This window comes from Bacillus sp. SIMBA_026, from assembly GCF_046535335.1.
Taxonomy (GTDB): domain Bacteria; phylum Bacillota; class Bacilli; order Bacillales; family Bacillaceae; genus Bacillus; species Bacillus velezensis.
Window position 1 is genome coordinate 1,342,310 of sequence record NZ_JAWRWX010000001.1, and the last position, 17,948, is coordinate 1,360,257.

20 protein-coding genes are annotated in these 17,948 nt (G+C 47.7%); 1 reads left to right on the forward strand and 19 read right to left on the reverse strand.

Annotation, left to right across the window (positions count from 1 at the left end; translation table 11 throughout):
- Positions 1–201: 201 nt before the first annotated feature.
- The 7 genes from SB847_RS06410 to SB847_RS06440 are packed head-to-tail and all read right to left on the reverse strand — an operon-like array spanning position 202 to position 5,779.
- A complete protein-coding gene (locus SB847_RS06410; protein WP_032873269.1) occupies positions 202–1,179 on the reverse strand; it encodes a bifunctional biotin--[acetyl-CoA-carboxylase] synthetase/biotin operon repressor in 978 nt (325 codons plus the stop codon).
- Positions 1,164–2,354 (reverse strand): CCA tRNA nucleotidyltransferase, encoded by a 1,191-nt coding sequence (locus SB847_RS06415; RefSeq protein WP_088461047.1) that lies wholly within the window; start codon positions 2,352–2,354, stop codon positions 1,164–1,166. Before SB847_RS06415 ends, SB847_RS06410 begins: the two co-directional genes overlap by 16 nt.
- A 4-nt stretch (positions 2,355–2,358) precedes the next feature.
- Complete coding sequence (gene bshA, locus SB847_RS06420) at positions 2,359–3,492, reverse strand: N-acetyl-alpha-D-glucosaminyl L-malate synthase BshA (RefSeq protein ID WP_007612214.1); 1,134 nt, start codon at positions 3,490–3,492, stop codon at positions 2,359–2,361.
- Entirely contained in the window at positions 3,489–4,202 is a 714-nt protein-coding gene (gene bshB1, locus SB847_RS06425) for a bacillithiol biosynthesis deacetylase BshB1 (RefSeq protein ID WP_003153501.1), read from the reverse strand. Before bshB1 ends, bshA begins: the two co-directional genes overlap by 4 nt.
- A complete protein-coding gene (mgsA, locus tag SB847_RS06430; protein WP_003153499.1) occupies positions 4,195–4,608 on the reverse strand; it encodes a methylglyoxal synthase in 414 nt (137 codons plus the stop codon). The genes bshB1 and mgsA overlap by 8 nt, the downstream gene beginning before the upstream one ends.
- 23 nt (positions 4,609–4,631) lie before the next feature.
- Positions 4,632–5,435, reverse strand: coding sequence for a 4-hydroxy-tetrahydrodipicolinate reductase (dapB, locus tag SB847_RS06435; protein WP_007612215.1), 804 nt, complete (start codon positions 5,433–5,435; stop codon positions 4,632–4,634).
- 8 nt (positions 5,436–5,443) lie between these two features.
- A complete protein-coding gene (locus SB847_RS06440) occupies positions 5,444–5,779 on the reverse strand; it encodes a nucleotide pyrophosphohydrolase (RefSeq protein ID WP_003153495.1) in 336 nt (111 codons plus the stop codon).
- A gap of 142 nt (positions 5,780–5,921) precedes the next feature.
- Here SB847_RS06440 and SB847_RS06445 point away from each other — a divergent pair, with 142 nt between their 5' ends.
- Positions 5,922–6,794 carry a YitT family protein gene (locus SB847_RS06445; RefSeq protein ID WP_003153493.1) on the forward strand — a complete coding sequence of 291 codons (873 nt, stop codon included), beginning with the start codon at positions 5,922–5,924 and terminating at the stop codon, positions 6,792–6,794.
- 23 nt (positions 6,795–6,817) lie between these two features.
- Here the strand turns inward: SB847_RS06445 and SB847_RS06450 are convergent, their stop codons facing one another.
- The 12 genes from SB847_RS06450 to hisC form a co-directional block, all read right to left on the reverse strand.
- A complete protein-coding gene (locus tag SB847_RS06450) occupies positions 6,818–7,993 on the reverse strand; it encodes an oxalate decarboxylase family bicupin (RefSeq protein ID WP_038458962.1) in 1,176 nt (391 codons plus the stop codon).
- Positions 7,994–8,022: 29 nt separating this feature from the next.
- Complete coding sequence (gene ypjB / locus SB847_RS06455; protein WP_007612217.1) at positions 8,023–8,805, reverse strand: sporulation protein YpjB; 783 nt, start codon at positions 8,803–8,805, stop codon at positions 8,023–8,025.
- A 67-nt stretch (positions 8,806–8,872) separates the two neighbouring features.
- Positions 8,873–9,466 carry a lipoprotein heptaprenylglyceryl N-acetyltransferase LhaT gene (gene lhaT, locus SB847_RS06460; protein WP_410577477.1) on the reverse strand — a complete coding sequence of 198 codons (594 nt, stop codon included), beginning with the start codon at positions 9,464–9,466 and terminating at the stop codon, positions 8,873–8,875.
- 107 nt (positions 9,467–9,573) lie between these two features.
- A complete protein-coding gene (locus SB847_RS06465) occupies positions 9,574–10,341 on the reverse strand; it encodes a menaquinol-cytochrome c reductase cytochrome b/c subunit (protein WP_007409471.1) in 768 nt (255 codons plus the stop codon).
- A 31-nt stretch (positions 10,342–10,372) separates the two neighbouring features.
- On the reverse strand, positions 10,373–11,047 hold the full coding sequence (qcrB, locus tag SB847_RS06470; protein WP_003153485.1) for a menaquinol-cytochrome c reductase cytochrome b subunit: 675 nt from the start codon (positions 11,045–11,047) through the stop codon (positions 10,373–10,375).
- 1 nt (position 11,048) lies between these two features.
- Complete coding sequence (locus SB847_RS06475) at positions 11,049–11,552, reverse strand: Rieske (2Fe-2S) protein (protein ID WP_003153484.1); 504 nt, start codon at positions 11,550–11,552, stop codon at positions 11,049–11,051.
- 137 nt (positions 11,553–11,689) lie between these two features.
- Positions 11,690–12,136: a YpiF family protein gene (locus SB847_RS06480; protein ID WP_038458968.1), complete on the reverse strand. Its 447-nt coding sequence runs from the start codon at positions 12,134–12,136 to the stop codon at positions 11,690–11,692.
- Between the two features lie 54 nt (positions 12,137–12,190).
- The gene (locus SB847_RS06485; RefSeq protein ID WP_003153482.1) at positions 12,191–12,730 is read right to left on the reverse strand and encodes a ReoY family proteolytic degradation factor; all 540 of its coding nucleotides are present in this window, start codon (positions 12,728–12,730) and stop codon (positions 12,191–12,193) included.
- Positions 12,731–12,803: 73 nt separating this feature from the next.
- Positions 12,804–14,075: a tetratricopeptide repeat protein gene (locus SB847_RS06490; RefSeq protein ID WP_082998672.1), complete on the reverse strand. Its 1,272-nt coding sequence runs from the start codon at positions 14,073–14,075 to the stop codon at positions 12,804–12,806.
- Positions 14,076–14,391: 316 nt separating this feature from the next.
- Positions 14,392–15,678, reverse strand: coding sequence for a 3-phosphoshikimate 1-carboxyvinyltransferase (aroA, locus tag SB847_RS06495; RefSeq protein WP_065180552.1), 1,287 nt, complete (start codon positions 15,676–15,678; stop codon positions 14,392–14,394).
- A gap of 11 nt (positions 15,679–15,689) precedes the next feature.
- Complete coding sequence (locus SB847_RS06500; RefSeq protein WP_410561646.1) at positions 15,690–16,805, reverse strand: prephenate dehydrogenase; 1,116 nt, start codon at positions 16,803–16,805, stop codon at positions 15,690–15,692.
- A gap of 51 nt (positions 16,806–16,856) precedes the next feature.
- Positions 16,857–17,939 carry a histidinol-phosphate transaminase gene (gene hisC, locus SB847_RS06505; protein WP_007612228.1) on the reverse strand — a complete coding sequence of 361 codons (1,083 nt, stop codon included), beginning with the start codon at positions 17,937–17,939 and terminating at the stop codon, positions 16,857–16,859.
- Positions 17,940–17,948 lie beyond the last annotated feature (9 nt).

A 17,948-nucleotide genomic window follows, 5' to 3' on the forward strand; every position in this document is an offset into this window, starting at 1 on the left:
TCTTCGCAAGCAAAAAAGCCTTCTGTAAAATAAGAAGGATCCCCACTTGTTTAACGTTCGGCGAATGTCATCCCTCTGTCCCAGTCCTTTTTTGGATCAAGGCAGACTTTTCGTAATCTCTGTTCTGCTGATCAGGTGCAGTTCATTATGATACTGCCCATAGGAAGTATACCAAATTCAAGAGGCTTGTACCAACTAAGATTAATTGAGCTCAATATCGGCAGAATAGATCTTCTTTATGCCGTCTTTCGTTTCCAAGAGAAGAACTCCCTCATCATCAATGCCGAGCGATTTCCCGTAAAACGTCCCTTGCAGCGTTCTCGCTCTGAGCTCGTTCCCCAGTCCGACCGCATAGCTTTCCCATAACAGCTTGATCGGTGTAAAGCCGTGGTTCAAATAATCCTGATAGCGTTTTTCAAAAGTCAGCAGAATCTCTTGTATCAGACCCGCTCTGTCAATTTTTTCGCCGGCTTCCATCCTGAGGCTCGTCGCAATGTCCTGAAGCTCGCCGGGAAAATCGGTTTCCTGCTGGTTCACGTTGATGCCGATCCCGAGAATAACCGAACGGACACGGTCTTCTTCCGCCTGCAGCTCAGTTAAAATCCCGACGGCTTTTTTGCCGTGAATCATTAAATCATTCGGCCATTTAATGGCGGGCTGTACACCTGTAAAAGCCTCGATGGCCTGTACGACCGCAACGGCAGATAACAGGGTGAGCTGCGGCGTTTTTTGCAAAGGAACGTCGGGTCTCAGAATGAGGCTCATCCAAATCCCGTTTCCCTCCTGTGAATGCCATACTCTGGCCATTCTTCCTCTGCCAGCCGTTTGTTTATCGGCGACTACGAGCGTTCCTTCCGGCGCGCCGTCATTGGCAAGTTCATGAGCGGTTTTTTGGGTGGACGGCAGGACGTCCCGGTAATGAAGCTGTTTGCCCAAAACCTCTGTTTTCAGCCCGAAACGGATTTCGGATTCACTGAGTTTCCCCGGTTTTTTAATGAGCCTGTACCCTTTTCGTCTGACCGCCTCAACCTCATAGCCCTCTTTGCGGAGCTCCTCTATATGTTTCCAAACGGCGGTTCTCGAGCAGCCGAGCGCGTCACTTATTTTCTGCCCGGAGATAAAGCCGTCACCCGCCTCAGAAAATAAATCAATTAATCGGGTTCTTAATGTTGATCCCATGATCCGAGCCACTCCTTTATGTCATGTTTTCGGTTAGGGAGCTTCCCTGCCAATACCGCTTCTTCGATCCGGCGAAGTTCTTCGGCCACCCATTTACCCGCGCGGCGGTTTCTGAGCTCCATCAGATCAGCGCCTGAAATGTCGAGGTCTCGAAGGCTTTTGATCGGCAGCTGCTCATACAGGCTCTGAACCTCTTTCAGCTTTTGTTCATCAATCGTCTTATGCTTTTTCAGCATCCCGATTTTAACGGCTGAAAACAGCGCCTCTCCCGCCCGGTACATCGCTTCCGCTTCCAGCTGCACCGGATAAACGCTTATGATTTGCACCGCTTTTTTTATGACTTTTCCCGGCAGTTTCCATTGTTTTAAAAACGCCTCGGCGCTTTTCGGGCAAAGACCGAGAAGCAATAACAGCGCTGCCCAGCGTTCTTCGCGTGCATCTAAAGAAGAAAACGGAAAGCCGCTTGCTTCAAGCATTTGCTGCTCATAACCGGAAAGACCGGGCAGCTCTTGTATCAGACCTGTTTGCACCATCGTTTGAATCGCTTCTTGTGAGGAAACGCCCTGCAGCAGCTTTTCAAACTCGACGGTCTTTCGTTCTACTGATACATGTGCCAAAAGCTCCCTGTCTTTCATGATGGCCTCTCTTGTTTCTTTTTCTAACAGAAAGCCGAGCTGACTCATAAAGCGGACGGCTCTCATCATCCGCAGAGCGTCTTCCCGAAAGCGGTCTTCAGGGTTACCCACCGTACGGATCAGCTTTTGTCCGATATCATGTGCGCCTCCGAAATAATCAAGCAGCTCTCCTTCGGCAGACATCGCCATCGCATTAATCGTTAAGTCTCTCCGCTTTAAGTCTTCTGATAAAGAAGTAATGAACCGCACAGCTTCAGGGCGCCGGTAATCCTTATATTCTGATTCGGCACGAAAAGTGGTGACTTCATAGGTTTCATCTTCCCACAGGACGATGACGGTGCCGTGCTCTTTTCCTACATCGACAGTCCGCTTAAAGAGACGCTCCACCTCATTCGGCGAAGCGCTGGTTGCGATGTCCACATCACCTATTTTTCGTTTCATATAGCTGTCTCTGACGGCTCCCCCGACAAAGTACGCCTGATGGCCCGCCTTCATCAGATGATGAAGGATGGGGAGGGCTTTGACAAATTCCTGTTCCATAAGATCACTCCGGTCCTGCCAATTCGTCATAAATCCGTTCATACTGACTGACGATTCTTTGCGAAGAAAAGGCGGTCTCCGCCATTTTCAGCGCATGATCAGTCAATCGTTTGCTGAGCTGTTTATCTTCTAAAACGGCAAGCGCTTTTTCAGATGCCGCCTGAATATCGCCGACTTCCACCAGAAAACCGCTTACTTGATCTTTAATCACTTCCGGGATTCCGCCGATATTTGTTCCGATGCACGGCACGCCGCAGGCCATCGCCTCAAGGAGGACGAGTCCGAAACTTTCTTTTTCAGACAGAAGAAGCTTAAGGTCGCTGATGGAATACAGCTCTTCCACCCTGTCCTGATTTCCGAGGAGCAGCACTTGATCCTGCAGTCCGTATTTTTCGACAAGCTGCCAAGCGACGCACTTTTCCGGCCCGTCGCCGACAAGCAGGAGCTTCGCCTTTGTTTTGGCTGCGATATTACGGAAAACGCGGATGACATCTTTAACACGTTTTACTTTTCTGAAGTTCGAGACATGGATGACGACTTTTTCATCCGGCAAAATGCCATGTTTCTCTTTTATACTCTCTGTATTTTTCTTAAGATAAACACGTTCATCAATAAAGTTGTAGATGGTCTCAATTTTTTTATCCGGCTTGATTAAGTCATATGTTTCTCCGGCAAGCGCGGTTGATACCGCCGTCACTCTGTCGGACGCTTCGATGGCAAAACGGATTAAATCTTTTAATGACGGATCATATCCTAAAACGGTGATGTCCGTACCGTGAAGCGTCGTCACGATGCCGATGTCGCGCTTGAGCATCTGCTTGGCAAGATAAGCGCATACCGCATGCGGCAGCGCATAATGCGCGTGGATGATATCAAGATTTTCCCTTGCGGCAACCTCGGCGATTTTGCTCGCCAGCGTAAGGTCATAAGGCGGATATTTAAATACCGCGTATTGGTTGACTTCCACCTCATGAAAATGAATATTCGGATGATATGTATTTAATCTGAACGGGATGCTTGATGTGATGAAATGAACCTGGTGCCCTTTTTCCGCAAGCAGCTTGCCGAGTTCCGTCGCAATAATACCCGAGCCTCCGACACTCGGGTAGCATGTAATCCCTATTTTTAATGGTCTCATTGTCCGCCCCCAAAAACATCATCATTCAAAACGGGAAGCTGTTTTGAAAAGAAGCCTTCAGCATACCCCGTCCCGGCTTCTTTGCCATACAGTCTTTCCCGCGCTTCCACCATTTCGATATAACCGTTGGTCAGCGGTGTGTTCACTGACTGCGCCGTAGGAATAAACTGGCTTTGATAGGCGTGCAGACTTTCTTTTTTCAGATCGATGGTTTCCGTTATGTCGATTACAAAGTCCGGACGGTGAAACCCGTTGATCATATAATAGTATACGCGCTGAGCCTTATGAGCCGGCAGTTCCTGATGATCTCTGTATTTATGAATTCCCGCCGAGAACACCGCCTCTTCGACCAAAGCCGCCGCATTGCCGTGGTCAGGATGGCGGTCTTTCGGATAAGGCATGAAAACGGTTTTCGGCCGGCAGGCTCTGATGACACTGACAATCCGGCGGATGCCGTCCTCACTTTTCAAAAGCCCGCGGTCGGGAAGCGTAAGCTGGATTCTCTCTTTTACGCCGAGAATTCGTGCCGCCTCTGCCGCTTCTTCTTTTCTTATCCCTACCGTTCCGTTGGATGATAGTTCGGCCTCGGTCAAATCGCATATCACCGCGGTTTTTCCTTGAGCCGTAAATTTTGCGATCGTGCCGCCCATACCGATCTCGACATCATCACTATGGGCGCCGAACGCCAGAATATCAACGTGTTCAGACATTCGGCTCTCCTCCGCGCACAAGATTGCGGAAATCAAATGCCCCGCCGTCCAGTGTCCGGACGAGGATTTCCGCTGTTCCCATATTTGTGGCAAGCGGGATCGCGTATACGTCACACAGCCGGATCAGCGCCGAGACATCCGGTTCGTGAGGCTGCGCAGTTAATGGATCGCGCAGAAAAATGACGAGATCCAGGGCATTTGCTGCAATCAATGCGCCGATTTGCTGATCTCCGCCGAGCGGGCCGGATTGAAAACGTTCAACGGACAATCCGGTCGCTTCCTGGATTTTCAGGCCTGTCGTACCTGTCGCGTATAACTCATGATGGCTCAGTATATCTTTATATGCGGTCGTAAACTGAACCATATCCTGCTTTTTTTTATCGTGAGCAATCAAAGCGATTTTCATTTGATGTTCTCCCCCTTGCCGATTCAGTCGATAATATTTTCGAGTCCGTATACAAGCTGGTCGATTTTCATCACTTGCTCCACTGACAGCTTCACTCCTGACATAAAGGAAGCCCGGTTATAGGAGTCATGGCGCAGTTTCAGCGTCTGGCCGTCCATGCCGAACATGACTTCCTGGTGGGCGATAAGACCCGGAAGACGCACGCTGTGAAGGCGGATGCCGTTTAATTCAGCACCGCGGGCGCCCGGCAGAATTTCTTTTTCATCAGGATGGCCCTGCTGCTTTTCTGTACGGACGCTTGAGATCATTTCCGCTGTTTTCAGCGCCGTTCCGCTCGGGGCATCCAGCTTTTGATCATGATGAAGCTCAATGATTTCTACATCTTCAAAATAGTTGGCGGCCATTTGTGAGAACTTCATCATCAGCACCGCGCCCAATGCAAAGTTCGGAGCGATGATGGCGCCGATTCCTTTCTCTTCAGTCAAGGCTTGAAGTTCCTCTAAATCGGCTTCAGAAAATCCGGTCGTTCCCACAACGGGGCGGACGCCGTGTTCAAGAGCGGCTTTCGTATGTTTTTTGCCGATTTCAGGCGTTGTCAAATCGATCAGCACATCCGGTTTTGTTTGTTGGAAACATGCGCGGATATCCGTATAAATAAGAGCGTCTGAATCAGCTGACATCACTTCCCGCAATGTTTGCTGATCGTATGTATGGTCAATGGCGCCGACAAGCTCAAAATGAGGCGTGCGGACGGCAAGTTTTACGGCCTCCTGGCCCATTCTGCCTCTCGGTCCGGCAATGACGACTTTAATGGTTTCATTTGACATGGTTTCTCCTACTTTCCTTCTTCTTTTCTAGTCCAGCGGTCTTTATCACGTGTATTAAATTTATGCATGACGCGGTTATGAGCTTCCTCCAATGAAATATCAAGGGAGTTGGCGAGGCAGATCAGGACGAACAGCACATCGCCCATTTCCTCTTCCATGCTTTTCTCATTTTCCGTCGTTTTCTTCGGCTTTTCCCCATAATAATGGTTGACTTCTCTTGCAAGTTCGCCCAGTTCTTCCGTGAGACGGGCCATCATGGCAAGCGGGCTGAAATAGCCTTCTTTGAATTGGCCGATATATTCATCGACCTCAGCTTGTAAGTCTTTCATCGTTTTGTCACTCACTGTGCGAATACCTCCTGTCATCTCTTCCATGTTAGCTAATTCAAGTACATTTGACAAATGTTAAAAACGGCAGTTTGCTGTTTTCTTTTGTATCCACTATAATATTTACGCAATCTTATGGAAGGAAAAGGGGTTTGATGCAATGCTTGGAGAAATCAGAATCAAAAACATTTGCTTTATTTTAATCGGCGCCGCTGTTTTTTCATTCGGACTGGTTCACTTTAATATGCAGAACAATTTGGCGGAAGGCGGATTTACCGGCATTACGCTGCTTTTATATGCGTTATTCCACATCAGCCCTTCTATTTCCAACCTGGTATTAAACATTCCTATCTTTTTCATCGGCTGGCGTATGCTCGGCCGGACGATGTTTGTCTATACCCTGATCGGCACCGTCTCTCTTTCTGTTTTTCTGAGTGTTTTTCAGCGCTACGAAATTCATATGCCGCTGTCCCATGATTTAGCGCTGGCCGCCTTATTCGCCGGTGTATTTATCGGCGCGGGTCTCGGCATTATTTTTAAATACGGCGGCACGACGGGCGGGGTCGATATCATCGCCAGGCTGATCAACAAATTTTTCGGAATCCCGATGGGCCGGACGATGTTTGCCTTTGACGCCTGTGTCATTCTGCTTTCTTTGTTTACGTATCTTTCTTACAAGGAAGCGATGTACACGCTTGTAGCCGTTTTTGTCGCTGCGAGATTGATTGATTTTATCCAGGAAGGCGGCTATGCCGCAAAAGGGGCAACGATTATTTCTTCGAAAAACGATTTGATCCAGCAAAAAATAATTGAAGAGATGGAGCGCGGCGTCACCGTTTTAAAAGGACAGGGATCATATACAAAAGAAGACAGGGACGTTCTTTACTGCGTCGTTCCGAAAAACGAAATTGTGCTTTTGAAAAGCGTCATCACTTCCGTTGACCCGCACGCCTTTGTTGCAGTAAGCGACGTCCATGATGTGCTCGGCGAAGGATTTACGCTTGACGAAAATAAAAATCCGATCAGACGATAATAAAAAGGCGGCTTTTGCCGCCTTTACTGTTCGTGTTTCCATTTGACAACCGGTGATTTTTTCTTTTTCAATCGGCGGGCGAATGCCGGACTGACATTGAGCGTCTGCTCGACGAAGCGCTGCGGCGTCAGTGCCAGCCATTGGTTTAAAGAGACGTCTTCGAAACGGTCGCTTTTGAAGATTTCCAGAAAGCGAAGCACGGTGTCACCGGTATTCTGAACATAATGTCCCATTGCAAAAGGAACATATCCTACGTCACCCGCTTGATAGTTAAATGTCCGCGCTCTTCCTTCCGCCGCAAACACCGTCATTTTCGCTTCTCCTGAAAGATAATACTGCCACTCATCCGTATTCGGATGCCAATGCAATTCTCTCATGCCTCCGGGTTCGACTTCCACAAGAGCTGCGGCAATCGTTTTTGACACCTTAAACGTTTTTGAATCGACAATCTTTACTCTTCCCCCGCTGGTAACAAGAGGCTCCTGCCGGGAAAGCTTGTAGCTGAACGGCTCCAAAACGGTGCCTTCCGGGGAAGAAACTGCTGACTGTTCAATCGGGGGAGGCGGTTCCAGCTGAAACATGTAACGCTCTTTCTTGTGAATGTAGGCCAAGTCATATCCGGGAACACCGAAGTTCGCCTCCAGCACGCTGCGCGGGGTATGGGCAAACCAGTCCGTTACTGAAAAGGTGCTGTTTTCTGAAAAAGAGCCGTCATCAAAGACAAGCAAAAACTCACTGCCCCGTTCCATCCCTTGAATGGAATGAGGAATGCCGGAAGGAAAATACCACAGGTCCCCTTCACTTACGTTATCAATAAAATTCCGCCCATTTTGATCAACTGCAGTTAAACGGACTTCTCCGTTAATCACATATCCCCATTCGGCTTCTTTATGCCAATGAAGCTCCCGCACAGCTCCCGGTTTCAGTCTCATGTTCACCGCCGCGATGTTTTTGGATACCGGCAGTTCCCTGACCGTCACCTCTCTGGACCATCCGCCGTCTTCAAGCCTCATATGCGTATCAGAAAATGAGAATTTCAAGTTTTGAACCGTTCCTGCATCCGTTGAGGGCGGAACGAGCATGTCAGGATTCTGAAAGTCACGCGCGAGGTTTCGCGGTCCTTCGTCAGTCGCCCCTTTTCTGCCTCTGATCGGCTGCGGGAGGTGTTTTGAAGCCAATTGCTGGATGAGTTTTTTCACTGACTTAGCTCCTTTACAGCAATTTGTGTTTATTTAGACTTAGGATACTCACGCTTTTTCTCTTTCTTTTTTTCCGCTCTGTATTTTCGGTAGCCGACATATGTCAGCGCAGTAATAATGATACCGCCTGTTGTCAGAATGACCCAGAGCAGCGAAGGGTCAGCGTCATCCCGCTCCACCTTGTCAAAAACCCGCTTTAAATCCTGCTGCAGGAGCGTCAGACGCTCAAGCTTTGTTCCTTTTGTCATCTGCTGAAACCCGTCCTGCTCAATCACCTCGATATGTTTCGCCACCGTATCAAGCTGGCCGGCCGACACATCCATTGTCAGGCTGGGATAAATTAAATCATATAATGATATAAATTCATTCCACTTTTCATTGAAATTTTCACTTCCGTTTCCGCTGACATCTTCTTTTAAAGCGCTGAATGTCGCCATAATCGGTCTTTCAAGCGAACCCCACAGCGGATCGGAGTGATCTTCCATCGCATCCATTACCAACCTGAACTGGGCGGCAGCCCGGATTTTTTCGGTATCTGAGGCGTCTGCCTGTTTCAGAACGCGCACTAAATCATTGAAACCCAGAGTCACCTGCCTGACTTCGGCGCCGCTCAGTGAGTTTACGTGTGTCATTTTTTTCTTAAAGTAGCCAAGCACTTGCAGAGCCTCATCATACTGCGAATGCCGCGTCATTTGGAAAACGGTATCCGAAAGGTCGTTCAGTTCCTTGAGACCGCCCTCATCTTCAGCTTTGGCAGTTGTGATGAAACACATAAGAGCAAGTAAAAGACAGATCGTCAGCTTTCGTTTCATAGAGGTCCCTCCCACTCCTTCTCTTTACAGAATATGAGGAGCGGGACAAGGTTAGACCAAGATTCTATCAGTGTAAGTCAAGCTTTATCCGTCTTTTGGAAATCACCAAATAGTATGCAAAGCCGAGTGAAAATATGCTCAGCCAGAATGTAGCATAGCCGATTACTTGCATATAGTCATTGAGCATTGAGTAGCGGGGCATCATGCCGAAAAGATAATCAATGACATCATTATGAAGCGTCCAAACAGAGGCAACGGCAAGATGCCATAACCGGAACCGAAAATACGGGCTGTATAAAACGCCTTGAACGGCCATGGCAAAATGTGAAGCAATCAGCATGTACCCTTCCCAAGGCATCTGCCCCATTTTGACCAGCACAAAGACATTCATTCCGACCGCCCACAGCCCGTATTTTACAAGGGTTACAAGAGCCAGCGCTTCAAACAGCGGCGCGTTTCTTCCCATGAGAAATGCCAGAAGCACGAACAGGAAGAAAAACGTCGCCGTCGGGCTGTCAGGCACAAATATCAGAAATCGGAACGGCGTGTCCGCAAGCTGAGGCACATACCAATAATAGCCGTACACCGTACCGATAAAATTAACGGCAAGAACAAGCAGAAGCATGCCGCGCAACCCTAAAAGATAAGAAATCCACCTCATACCATCAACTCTCAGTCCGTAAAAAGTATGTATCATGCAAAAAAAGCTGACATCCGGTCAGCTCTTTTCATAAAAGTATATCCTGCTATTGTCTACTTCACAATACGTTATTTCGCTGTCGTTTCAGAAATGAACTTCGCCAGCTGATCAAGCTGTTTGTCATTTCCTTTAAAAATACCGGCTGGCATCTGCCCTTTCCCTTTGACGGCAATTTTTTTAATTTCTTCCGGGCTCAGCCCGTTATCGACCAGGGACGGACCGGCGCTTCCGCCTTGAAGATTATCCCCGTGACAGGATATACATCCTTGTTCTTTAAATACCTTATAACCGTCTGATTCAGTATCAATGGCGGCTTCTTTTTTGATTTTCCCTTGCTCCTCCGCCTTCGCCCAGTCATGCGTCGCGACTGACTGCCACGTTAAAAAGACCGTAGCGCAAAGCGCCAAAAGCATCATCCCGACCGCAACCGGACGCTTCCACGGCCTTCTTTCAGACCCCCTGTCGAGAAACGGAGCCAAAAGCAGCGACCCGAAGGCAAGACCCGGTATAATCATCGCGCCGATAACGGTGTAGCTCCCTGCGGCATATTCATATTTTAATAGCTGGTATAAAAATAGAAAATACCAATCCGGCAGCGGAATATACCCTGTATCCGTCGGGTCCGCCACCCGTTCCAAAGGCGGCTCGTGCACAATCGTTAAAACGAGAAATCCGACGAGGAAAACGGCCCCGACCATCCATTCTTTCAGCAGGAAGTTCGGCCAAAACGCCTCTGTCTTTCCAGGATACTCTGAATAGTCTTTCGGTATATTCGGTTTTTTTTCAGCCGGTATCCTTGAATCTCCTACAAACTTCATTCCTTTCCCCCGGTGCATGTCATCCCCTCCCTTTTATATCAGATTTGTATTAAAGCGGTCCTGAAATTCCCTGCTTGCGGATCATGACAAAGTGGGCGCCCATGAGCGCAAACAAAGCGGCAGGGAGAAAAAATACGTGAATCGCAAAAAATCTCGTCAGCGTTTGTGCGCCGACAATATCGTGGTGGCCGGCAAGAAGAGTTTTCACCTGCGCTCCGATCAATGGCGTCGCCTCCGCAATCTGAAGACCTACCTTTGTCGCAAACAGCGCCTTCATATCCCATGGAAGCAGATACCCTGTAAAACCGAGACCGAGCATCACAAAAAAGATCAGAACACCGACGATCCAGTTCAATTCCCGAGGCTTTTTATAAGCTCCCTGAAAGAAAACCCGCAGCGTATGTAAAAACATCATCACAATGACTAAACTTGCGCCCCAATGGTGCATACCCCTTACAATCTGCCCGAAAGCGACTTCATTCTGCAAATAATACACAGATTCCCACGCGTTTTTTATATCCGGCACATAATACATCGTTAAAAACATCCCGGACAGCACTTGGATAACGGTTACAAAAAACGTCAAACCGCCGAAACAATAGACAAAAGCCGAGAAATGGTGAGCGGGATTTACATGTTCCGGCACTTCATGGTCGGCGATATCCCGCCACATCGGCGTAATATCGAGACGTTCATCCACCCAGTCATAAATTTTATTCAGCATGTCACCCTTCCCCCCTAGGCTTTGCTTTTCCAAGATACAAAAAGCCGTCCTTTACTTTTTGCTCATAACGGTCAAGAGGCGCGAGCGGCGGCGTGCCCGGAACGTTCGTGCCGTCTTTTTCATACAGCCCGTAATGGCAGGGACAAAAGAACTTGTTCGGATTTTTAGGATCATTGTTCCAGTTTACGGTGCAGCCCAAATGTTTACAGATCGGAGAAAGCGCTATAATTTCATCCCCATGCTTGTAAACCCAGGCTGACCTGGATTCTTCCGATTCGTACCAGGCGTCGACTTGATGAATTTTAAAGTCAAACCGCTTCGGCTCCTTCGTCAGCTCATCCACACTGACAACCTGCACCATTTTTTGATCTCCCGTCGGTTTTAATACCGGGTCCAGCGCAAAACGGACCATGGGCATAAGCGCACTGGCGGCCATAAATCCCCCCACGCCGGTGAGCGCATAGTTTAAAAATTGTCTTCTTGATATATCTTGTTTTCCGCCCATCTCTTCCCCCCCTAAAGATTGACCAAAAATTAACTAAAATAGAAAATAATTCAGAGATTTGACACCCTCATAATATATGAATCTTTCAGCAAGGTCAACAGAGGCAAAACGGGTGTTTTGCGGGATGTATGGAGTTTTTAAGAATTGTTCCACTTCTGTAACAAAACGTTCAAAATTTCTCCGCACTTGTCATCCGCTATTTTTCTCTTTAAAGAGTCTTTCATATGTTCAAACGGAACGGCAGGTATGTATATGACATCAGACCCTATTTCAGAATCCTTCCATTTTTCGTCTGCCGTCAGGAACAAGGCGTGCCGAAAGTTGGTCATCACCTCTTCTTTGAGTTTTTGAAGCAGGGCGATTTGTGATTGGTCTATATCAACATATGTATAAGAGGGGAATAAATATACCCGTCCCTTCAATTGGCGCTCAAGCTCTTCAGAAAGCAATTGGGTGCTTTCCCCCTGTTCAACGGCCTCTTTTAAGCCTCCTGAAGACATTATGGAAATTAACGGAATGACAGCGGTATCAATGTAATCCGCAGATTGTAAATAGGCATCGGCATCAGCGGCCCTCCATCTCATGTCTCGTTCCTCCTCTTTACGCAACAAGCCTTGCATATTCTGCAAGGCTGTCATTTATGTGAGCTGATTCAATTGGCGGGAAAGCTTTTCAAATGTTTCTTTGTCGTGGCGGTCCAGCGCCTCGTCGATATCTTTAAGCAGCTTTTCCCGCTGGAAAGTGGAAATGGCATGTTCTAATATTTTTTCGGCCATCCCCTGATCCTGTTTATTTTCAAACAGGTCTTTCGGCAGATGCGGATTTGATTCAAGAACAGCGGCATATTCCGGTGAGCTGTAGGCCGAACGGAAATTCAGCTGGATAAATAAATCCTGCTGTTTATTTAACCGGATGTCGTGAAAAGATTTTTCCGCGTCCGTGGTCATGACATTTTCTTTGTAAAACCTAAACGGCACCTCATCAACGCAATGAGTAGACATGATAATGCCTCTCGGGCAAAATTCGGCTTGTTCTACAAAATGGACTTTTTCCATTAATGAATCATGACTCATTAAATAATTTAAAATCCAGACGCACTCCCGGCGTTTAAGCTGATAATGATTTAAAAACCAACGGATAAAATCCTTTTTTTCATTGACAGAAACAGGGGTCTGCATGTAATTCCCTCCTCTATCGATCGTATAATCTGACATCACTTATACATTCAGCAAGCATGGTCCAAAATCCTGCTTATCTTAAAAATTCATCCTCTATCCGTAAGATTGTTTCTTCAAGCTCTTCGTTTGTTCCATCCATTGAAAGCACTTGTTTTAAAAGCGGCAGCGCTTCTTTCTGGAGACCCTCTTCCAATAAGAAGTGAGCGTATTCATATAAGAAATCCCGATCATCCTGATAATGGAGATACGCAGCTTCGAAGCTTTTTTTCGCTTCAGCGTATTGCTCAAGGCCTGTATAGGCACCCGCCAAATACCAATTGTATTTCGGATCTTCTTCTCCGTAGCCGCGGACTTCCTGAATCAGATCAATAATCTCTTCAAAGCTTTCTTCTTTATGATAGACGGCTAAAAGCGTATGGAGCGCTTCCACGTAACCCGGATCGAGCGCCAGCGCTTCCTGAAGAAGCTTTTTGCCTTCTTCTGCGTTGCCGAGCTTTAACGCCATTTTCGCCGCATAGAGAAAAAGCTCTTTATTGTATTCATCGTAAGTAATACCTTCTTTAGCGGTTTTTAATGCATCTTCATACATGCCTTCTGCCTCGTAGCTTTTTGCAAGCGGCATATAAAGCGATGAATAGGAAGGATCAAGCCCTTTTAAATCAGACAGCTGCTTGATGGCTGTTTTGACCATTCCCGCCTGATAGGCTGTGAACCCGTACCCGAATATCGTATTCGGTTCTGTATGTTCTGCCGCCGCTTTTTCATACCATGAAATCGCTTCCTCAAATTCACCCGCCGCGCTCAATGACTCAGCCAGCCTCTGATGAACATTTACGCCGCCGATTTCGTGCCGTTCTTTTGCCGTCTCTTCATAGTAAGGAACGGCTTTTGCGTATGATCCCTGAGTGAAGTATAATTCCCCCAGAGCGAAATCAATAACAGGTTCATCTTGTAACATCGCTTTCGCCTGTAACAGCTTTTGCTCACTTACTTCAAATAAGCCCTGCATCTGATACAGATCAGCCATTAAAAGAAGGCTTTCCGCGTAAGACGGGTCTTCCGGAGAAATTGTCTCCAGCACCTCAAGAGCTTTTTCTTCTTCATCAATATCTATTAACAATTCGGCGTAAAAATTCGTCAGCTCAGACTCATCCGGATAAAGGTCATGCAGATCACTGATCAGCGCTAACGCTTTTTCGGCGTTTCCCCATTCATAGTAGAGCTGGGCTGCAATGGCTTTGTCTTCGTCATGAAGCTCTGTTTCAGCTTTTGAAAGCGCTTTGAGTCCCTTTTCGGTTTCACCTGCTTCAACTAATTTTATGGCTTCTTGAATCAATGTATTCAAATCAGACCGGTCCTTTCTTTTCCTATACCTCATCAACCAATGAAAAGGGTTTTTATTCGGGTTATTCTTATCATAATTCAGACAGGGCCTGCCCGCAAATAAGATGCTTCACCCGGCATTATAGTTTATCAGAAAATAGTTAAGAGGAAAACGGCAAAAAAGGGGACGGCATCTTTATACGCAGACAGCGCAATTTGTTCCGGCTGTTTCTGTAACGAAAACGCATTCCCCCTTTCTGTTATTTTCTGTTTAAGACAAGCTATGTCAAAGCCCAAGATTTTATGACACATGAAGAAAAAAGCCCGAAGAATCGTCTTCAGGCTTTTTTGGCTAATTGATCTAAATGCTCAAAAAATGTCGGATATGAGACATGGATTGCCTCAGTATCACGGATGTCAATCGGCTCTTCTGTCAGGCATGAAGCGATACCGAGCATCATGCCGATGCGGTGGTCGCCGTGGCTTGACACATCGGCTCCGCCCGCAAGCGTTTTTTTGCCGTGTATTTTCATGCCGTCTTCAGTCGGTTCAATGTCTGCGCCGATTTTCCGGAGCTCTGATACGACGGTGTCGATCCGGTTCGTTTCCTTCACCTTCAGCTCCGCAGCGTCTTTAATGACAGTTGTGCCTTCAGCCTGCGTTGCCAAAAGGGCGATAATCGGGATCTCGTCAATTAAACGGGGAATGATTTCTCCGCCGATTTCTGCCGCTTTCAGATCTGAAGTTTCAATAACCAGGTCTCCGTAAGGCTCCGCGCTGTCCGCTTCTGAAGGAATCACTTCAAGTGAAGCTCCCATTTGCTTTAAGACATCAATCATTCCCGTGCGTGTCGGGTTCAGGCCGACATTTTTCAGCACAATCCGGCTTCCGGGAACGACAGCGCCTGCCGCGAGGAAAAAGGCCGCTGAAGAAATATCGCCGGGCACGAAAATATCAGCTCCCCGGAGCTTCTGACCGCCCGTTACGGAAGCGCTCGTCTCCGTTTCCGCAAGCTCGGCGCCAAAAGCGTTCAGCATCCGTTCCGTATGGTCTCTTGATTTATGAGGCTCAGTGACGGTCGTCGTCCCTTCAGCCTGCAATCCGGCAAGCAGCACGGCGGATTTAATCTGCGCGCTTGCAACAGGGGAGACGTAATCAATGCCTTTCAATTGTCCGCCTCTTACGGATAAAGGCGTAAATCCTCCGTCCGCTCTTCCGTCAATCGCGGCTCCCATCTGTTTTAAAGGCTCCGTCACCCTCTTCATCGGGCGCTTTGCAATACTTTCGTCGCCCGCTACCGTACTGTGAAATGGGCGTCCGGCTAAAATGCCGAGCATCAGGCGGATGGTCGTGCCGGAATTTCCGACATCAAGAAGGCTGTCAGGCTCACAAAGTGCGTCAATGCCCTTCCCGTATATCGTTACATCACTTCCGTTTTGTTCAATGGAGACACCCATTTTTCTGAAGCAGGCAATGGTGCTCAGACAATCGGCTCCGGGCAAAAAGTTTTTTACCGTTGTCGTTCCTTCCGCGAGCGCTCCGAACATAACAGAACGGTGGGAGATGGATTTATCCCCCGGAATATGAATTTCACCGTTTAAAGACGTCACTTTTTCTCTTTTCAATGTTTTCCACCTCAGTCAGCGTAAAATGTGTCATATTTGGCGCGGGATTGAATGCAGGTTTCCGCGCGTTTCCGGTCATCATCAGTCTGGAAACTGATTCTGAGAATTCCGTTAATATCTTCTCTTGTTTCGATAATGCGGATGTTGGTGATACTGATTTTTTCTTCTGCCAATATCGCCGTAATTTCCGAAATGACCCCCGGATGATCGGGAACATCGACATAAAGGTCATAAAAGGACGGGATCGCTCCTTTTTGACGGAGCGGCAGACCGTCGCGATAATCTTTCGCTTTTTTAAAATATCCGAACAGGCTGTCCGCATCTTCATTTTCTACATAAGATTCGATCGTGTCAATCTCCCGCTTCCATTCTTTGAAGCGGTCAAGCAGTTTATCTTTGTTATGAAGAAGTATGTCCCTCCACATCGCCGGACTGCTTGAGGCGATTCTGGTGATGTCCCGAAAACCGCCGGCTGCGAAACGTTTCAAATACGGATAATTTTCTTCAGCATGATGAGCCTGATGTACGAGGCTTGCAGCAACGATATGAGGGAAATGGCTGATGACGCTCGTTACGCCGTCATGCTCCTCTGGGGTCATCTCCACAAAGTGGGCGTTTGCCGCTTTTAAGAGTTCCTTCAGATGCGTTACTGACTCTTTAGAAGTTGATTTTCCGGGTGTTAAAATGTAAAACGCATTTTCGAATAAAAATTCTTTCGCGGCAGCGGCTCCGGATTTATGAGATCCCGCCATCGGATGGCCGCCGACAAATTGATAGTGAGCCGGAAGCACTTTGTCGGCGTAGCTGACGACTTTCTGTTTCGTGCTGCCCACATCCGTAATCAGGAGTTCATGGGTGATGTCTGATGCGGCCAGCACATCGAGCATTTTCAGCGTTTGGGCGACAGGCGTGGCGATAATGACAACAGACGCTTGCTGCGCCCCTTCCGTAAATGAACCGGCCCGCTCGTCAATAATTCCGAGCTTCAGCGCGGCAGTGAGCTGTTCTTCCGAAATATCCACACCGATAATCCGTTTATGCGGATGCTCCTTTTTGATGGCCAATGCGATCGATCCGCCGATCAGCCCGATCCCCGCAAGCAATATAGTATCCTTCATTTCACTCATTTCCTTTTTCAACTATTTTAATAGAGCAAAGAGGTGATGCTTGATCACCTCTTATAATATTTCAGCTAAAATTGTGAGAATTTCCTCATTCTGCTCTTTCGTACCGACCGTAATCCTTAACGCTGTCGGAAATCCGAGCGCCTGTCCTGAGCGGACGATATATCCTTTTTCCAACAGGGCTTGGAACAGTTCATCCGCCGGGCGGTTAAAATCAATGAGCACAAAGTTGGTTTGTGAAGGATAACAAGTTAATCCGTGAGTTTCTGCAAAATCATAATACTGCTTAAGGCCTGCTTTATTTTTCTCGACGCATTCCTGAATAAATGTCTGGTCATCAAGCGCTGCCAGTGCCGAAGCCTGACCGATTCTGCTCGTATTGAACGGCTCTCTCGCCGGTTCAATCTGGCGGATCAGCGCTTCGTCCGCAATGCCGTATCCGACGCGCAGCGCGGCAAGTCCGTACGCTTTAGAGAAGGTGCGGAGGATCATAACATTCGCATATTGCTTTAATAGCGGAATGCTTTCTGGGTAATCTTCCGCCGTGACATACTCGTAGTACGCTTCATCAAGTACAACGAGTATATGCTCGGGAACTCTGTTTAAAAAGGCGATTAGCTCTTGCTCAGAAGTATATGTCCCCGTCGGATTATTGGGGTTGCATACCCATATGACTTTCGTCTTGCCGTCAATTGCTTCCAGCATCCGGTCCAAATCATGAGCGCCGTCACTGCGGAGTGGCACCTCGCGCACCTCAGCGCCTTCAATCACCGCATTGTGTCTGTATTGCGGGAAAGTCGGGGCGGCGGTAATCGTGTTTGCCTGATCATTTAATAAAGAACGGCAGATAATCTGCACAAGCTCATCAGAGCCGTTGCCGAAAATGATAGAAGATTCACTGACCTGCAGATGCTCACTGAGCCGCGTTCTCAAAGCGGCACTGTAACCGTCGGGATACAGCGCAAGCTGCTCAATCTCCTGATGCAGCGCATCTTTAGCGGCCTGTGAACAGCCGAACGGATTTTCGTTAGAAGCGAGTTTTACTACTTTCTCAAGCCCGTATTCCATTTTCACTTCTTCTATTGGTTTGCCCGGCTGATACGGTTTCAGCTGCCGCAGCTGTTCTTTAATCTGCAAATCCAGTCA

What these genes read in the sequence shown, in the direction of transcription:
- SB847_RS06485 (WP_003153482.1), bottom strand. Translation starts at nt 12,730, where the DNA reads ATGCAGACCCCTGTTTCTGTCAATGAAAAAAAGGATTTTATCCGTTGG.
- bshA (WP_007612214.1), bottom strand. Translation starts at nt 3,492, where the DNA reads ATGAGACCATTAAAAATAGGGATTACATGCTACCCGAGTGTCGGAGGC.
- SB847_RS06475 (WP_003153484.1), bottom strand. Translation starts at nt 11,552, where the DNA reads ATGGGCGGAAAACAAGATATATCAAGAAGACAATTTTTAAACTATGCG.
- ypjB (WP_007612217.1), bottom strand. Translation starts at nt 8,805, where the DNA reads ATGAAACGAAAGCTGACGATCTGTCTTTTACTTGCTCTTATGTGTTTC.
- SB847_RS06445 (WP_003153493.1), top strand. Translation starts at nt 5,922, where the DNA reads ATGCTTGGAGAAATCAGAATCAAAAACATTTGCTTTATTTTAATCGGC.
- SB847_RS06480 (WP_038458968.1), bottom strand. Translation starts at nt 12,136, where the DNA reads ATGAGATGGAGGGCCGCTGATGCCGATGCCTATTTACAATCTGCGGAT.
- dapB (WP_007612215.1), bottom strand. Translation starts at nt 5,435, where the DNA reads ATGTCAAATGAAACCATTAAAGTCGTCATTGCCGGACCGAGAGGCAGA.
- SB847_RS06410 (WP_032873269.1), bottom strand. Translation starts at nt 1,179, where the DNA reads ATGGGATCAACATTAAGAACCCGATTAATTGATTTATTTTCTGAGGCG.
- mgsA (WP_003153499.1), bottom strand. Translation starts at nt 4,608, where the DNA reads ATGAAAATCGCTTTGATTGCTCACGATAAAAAAAAGCAGGATATGGTT.
- bshB1 (WP_003153501.1), bottom strand. Translation starts at nt 4,202, where the DNA reads ATGTCTGAACACGTTGATATTCTGGCGTTCGGCGCCCATAGTGATGAT.
- lhaT (WP_410577477.1), bottom strand. Translation starts at nt 9,466, where the DNA reads ATGAGGTGGATTTCTTATCTTTTAGGGTTGCGCGGCATGCTTCTGCTT.
- qcrB (WP_003153485.1), bottom strand. Translation starts at nt 11,047, where the DNA reads ATGCTGAATAAAATTTATGACTGGGTGGATGAACGTCTCGATATTACG.
- SB847_RS06500 (WP_410561646.1), bottom strand. Translation starts at nt 16,805, where the DNA reads ATGAGTGAAATGAAGGATACTATATTGCTTGCGGGGATCGGGCTGATC.
- SB847_RS06415 (WP_088461047.1), bottom strand. Translation starts at nt 2,354, where the DNA reads ATGGAACAGGAATTTGTCAAAGCCCTCCCCATCCTTCATCATCTGATG.
- SB847_RS06465 (WP_007409471.1), bottom strand. Translation starts at nt 10,341, where the DNA reads ATGCACCGGGGGAAAGGAATGAAGTTTGTAGGAGATTCAAGGATACCG.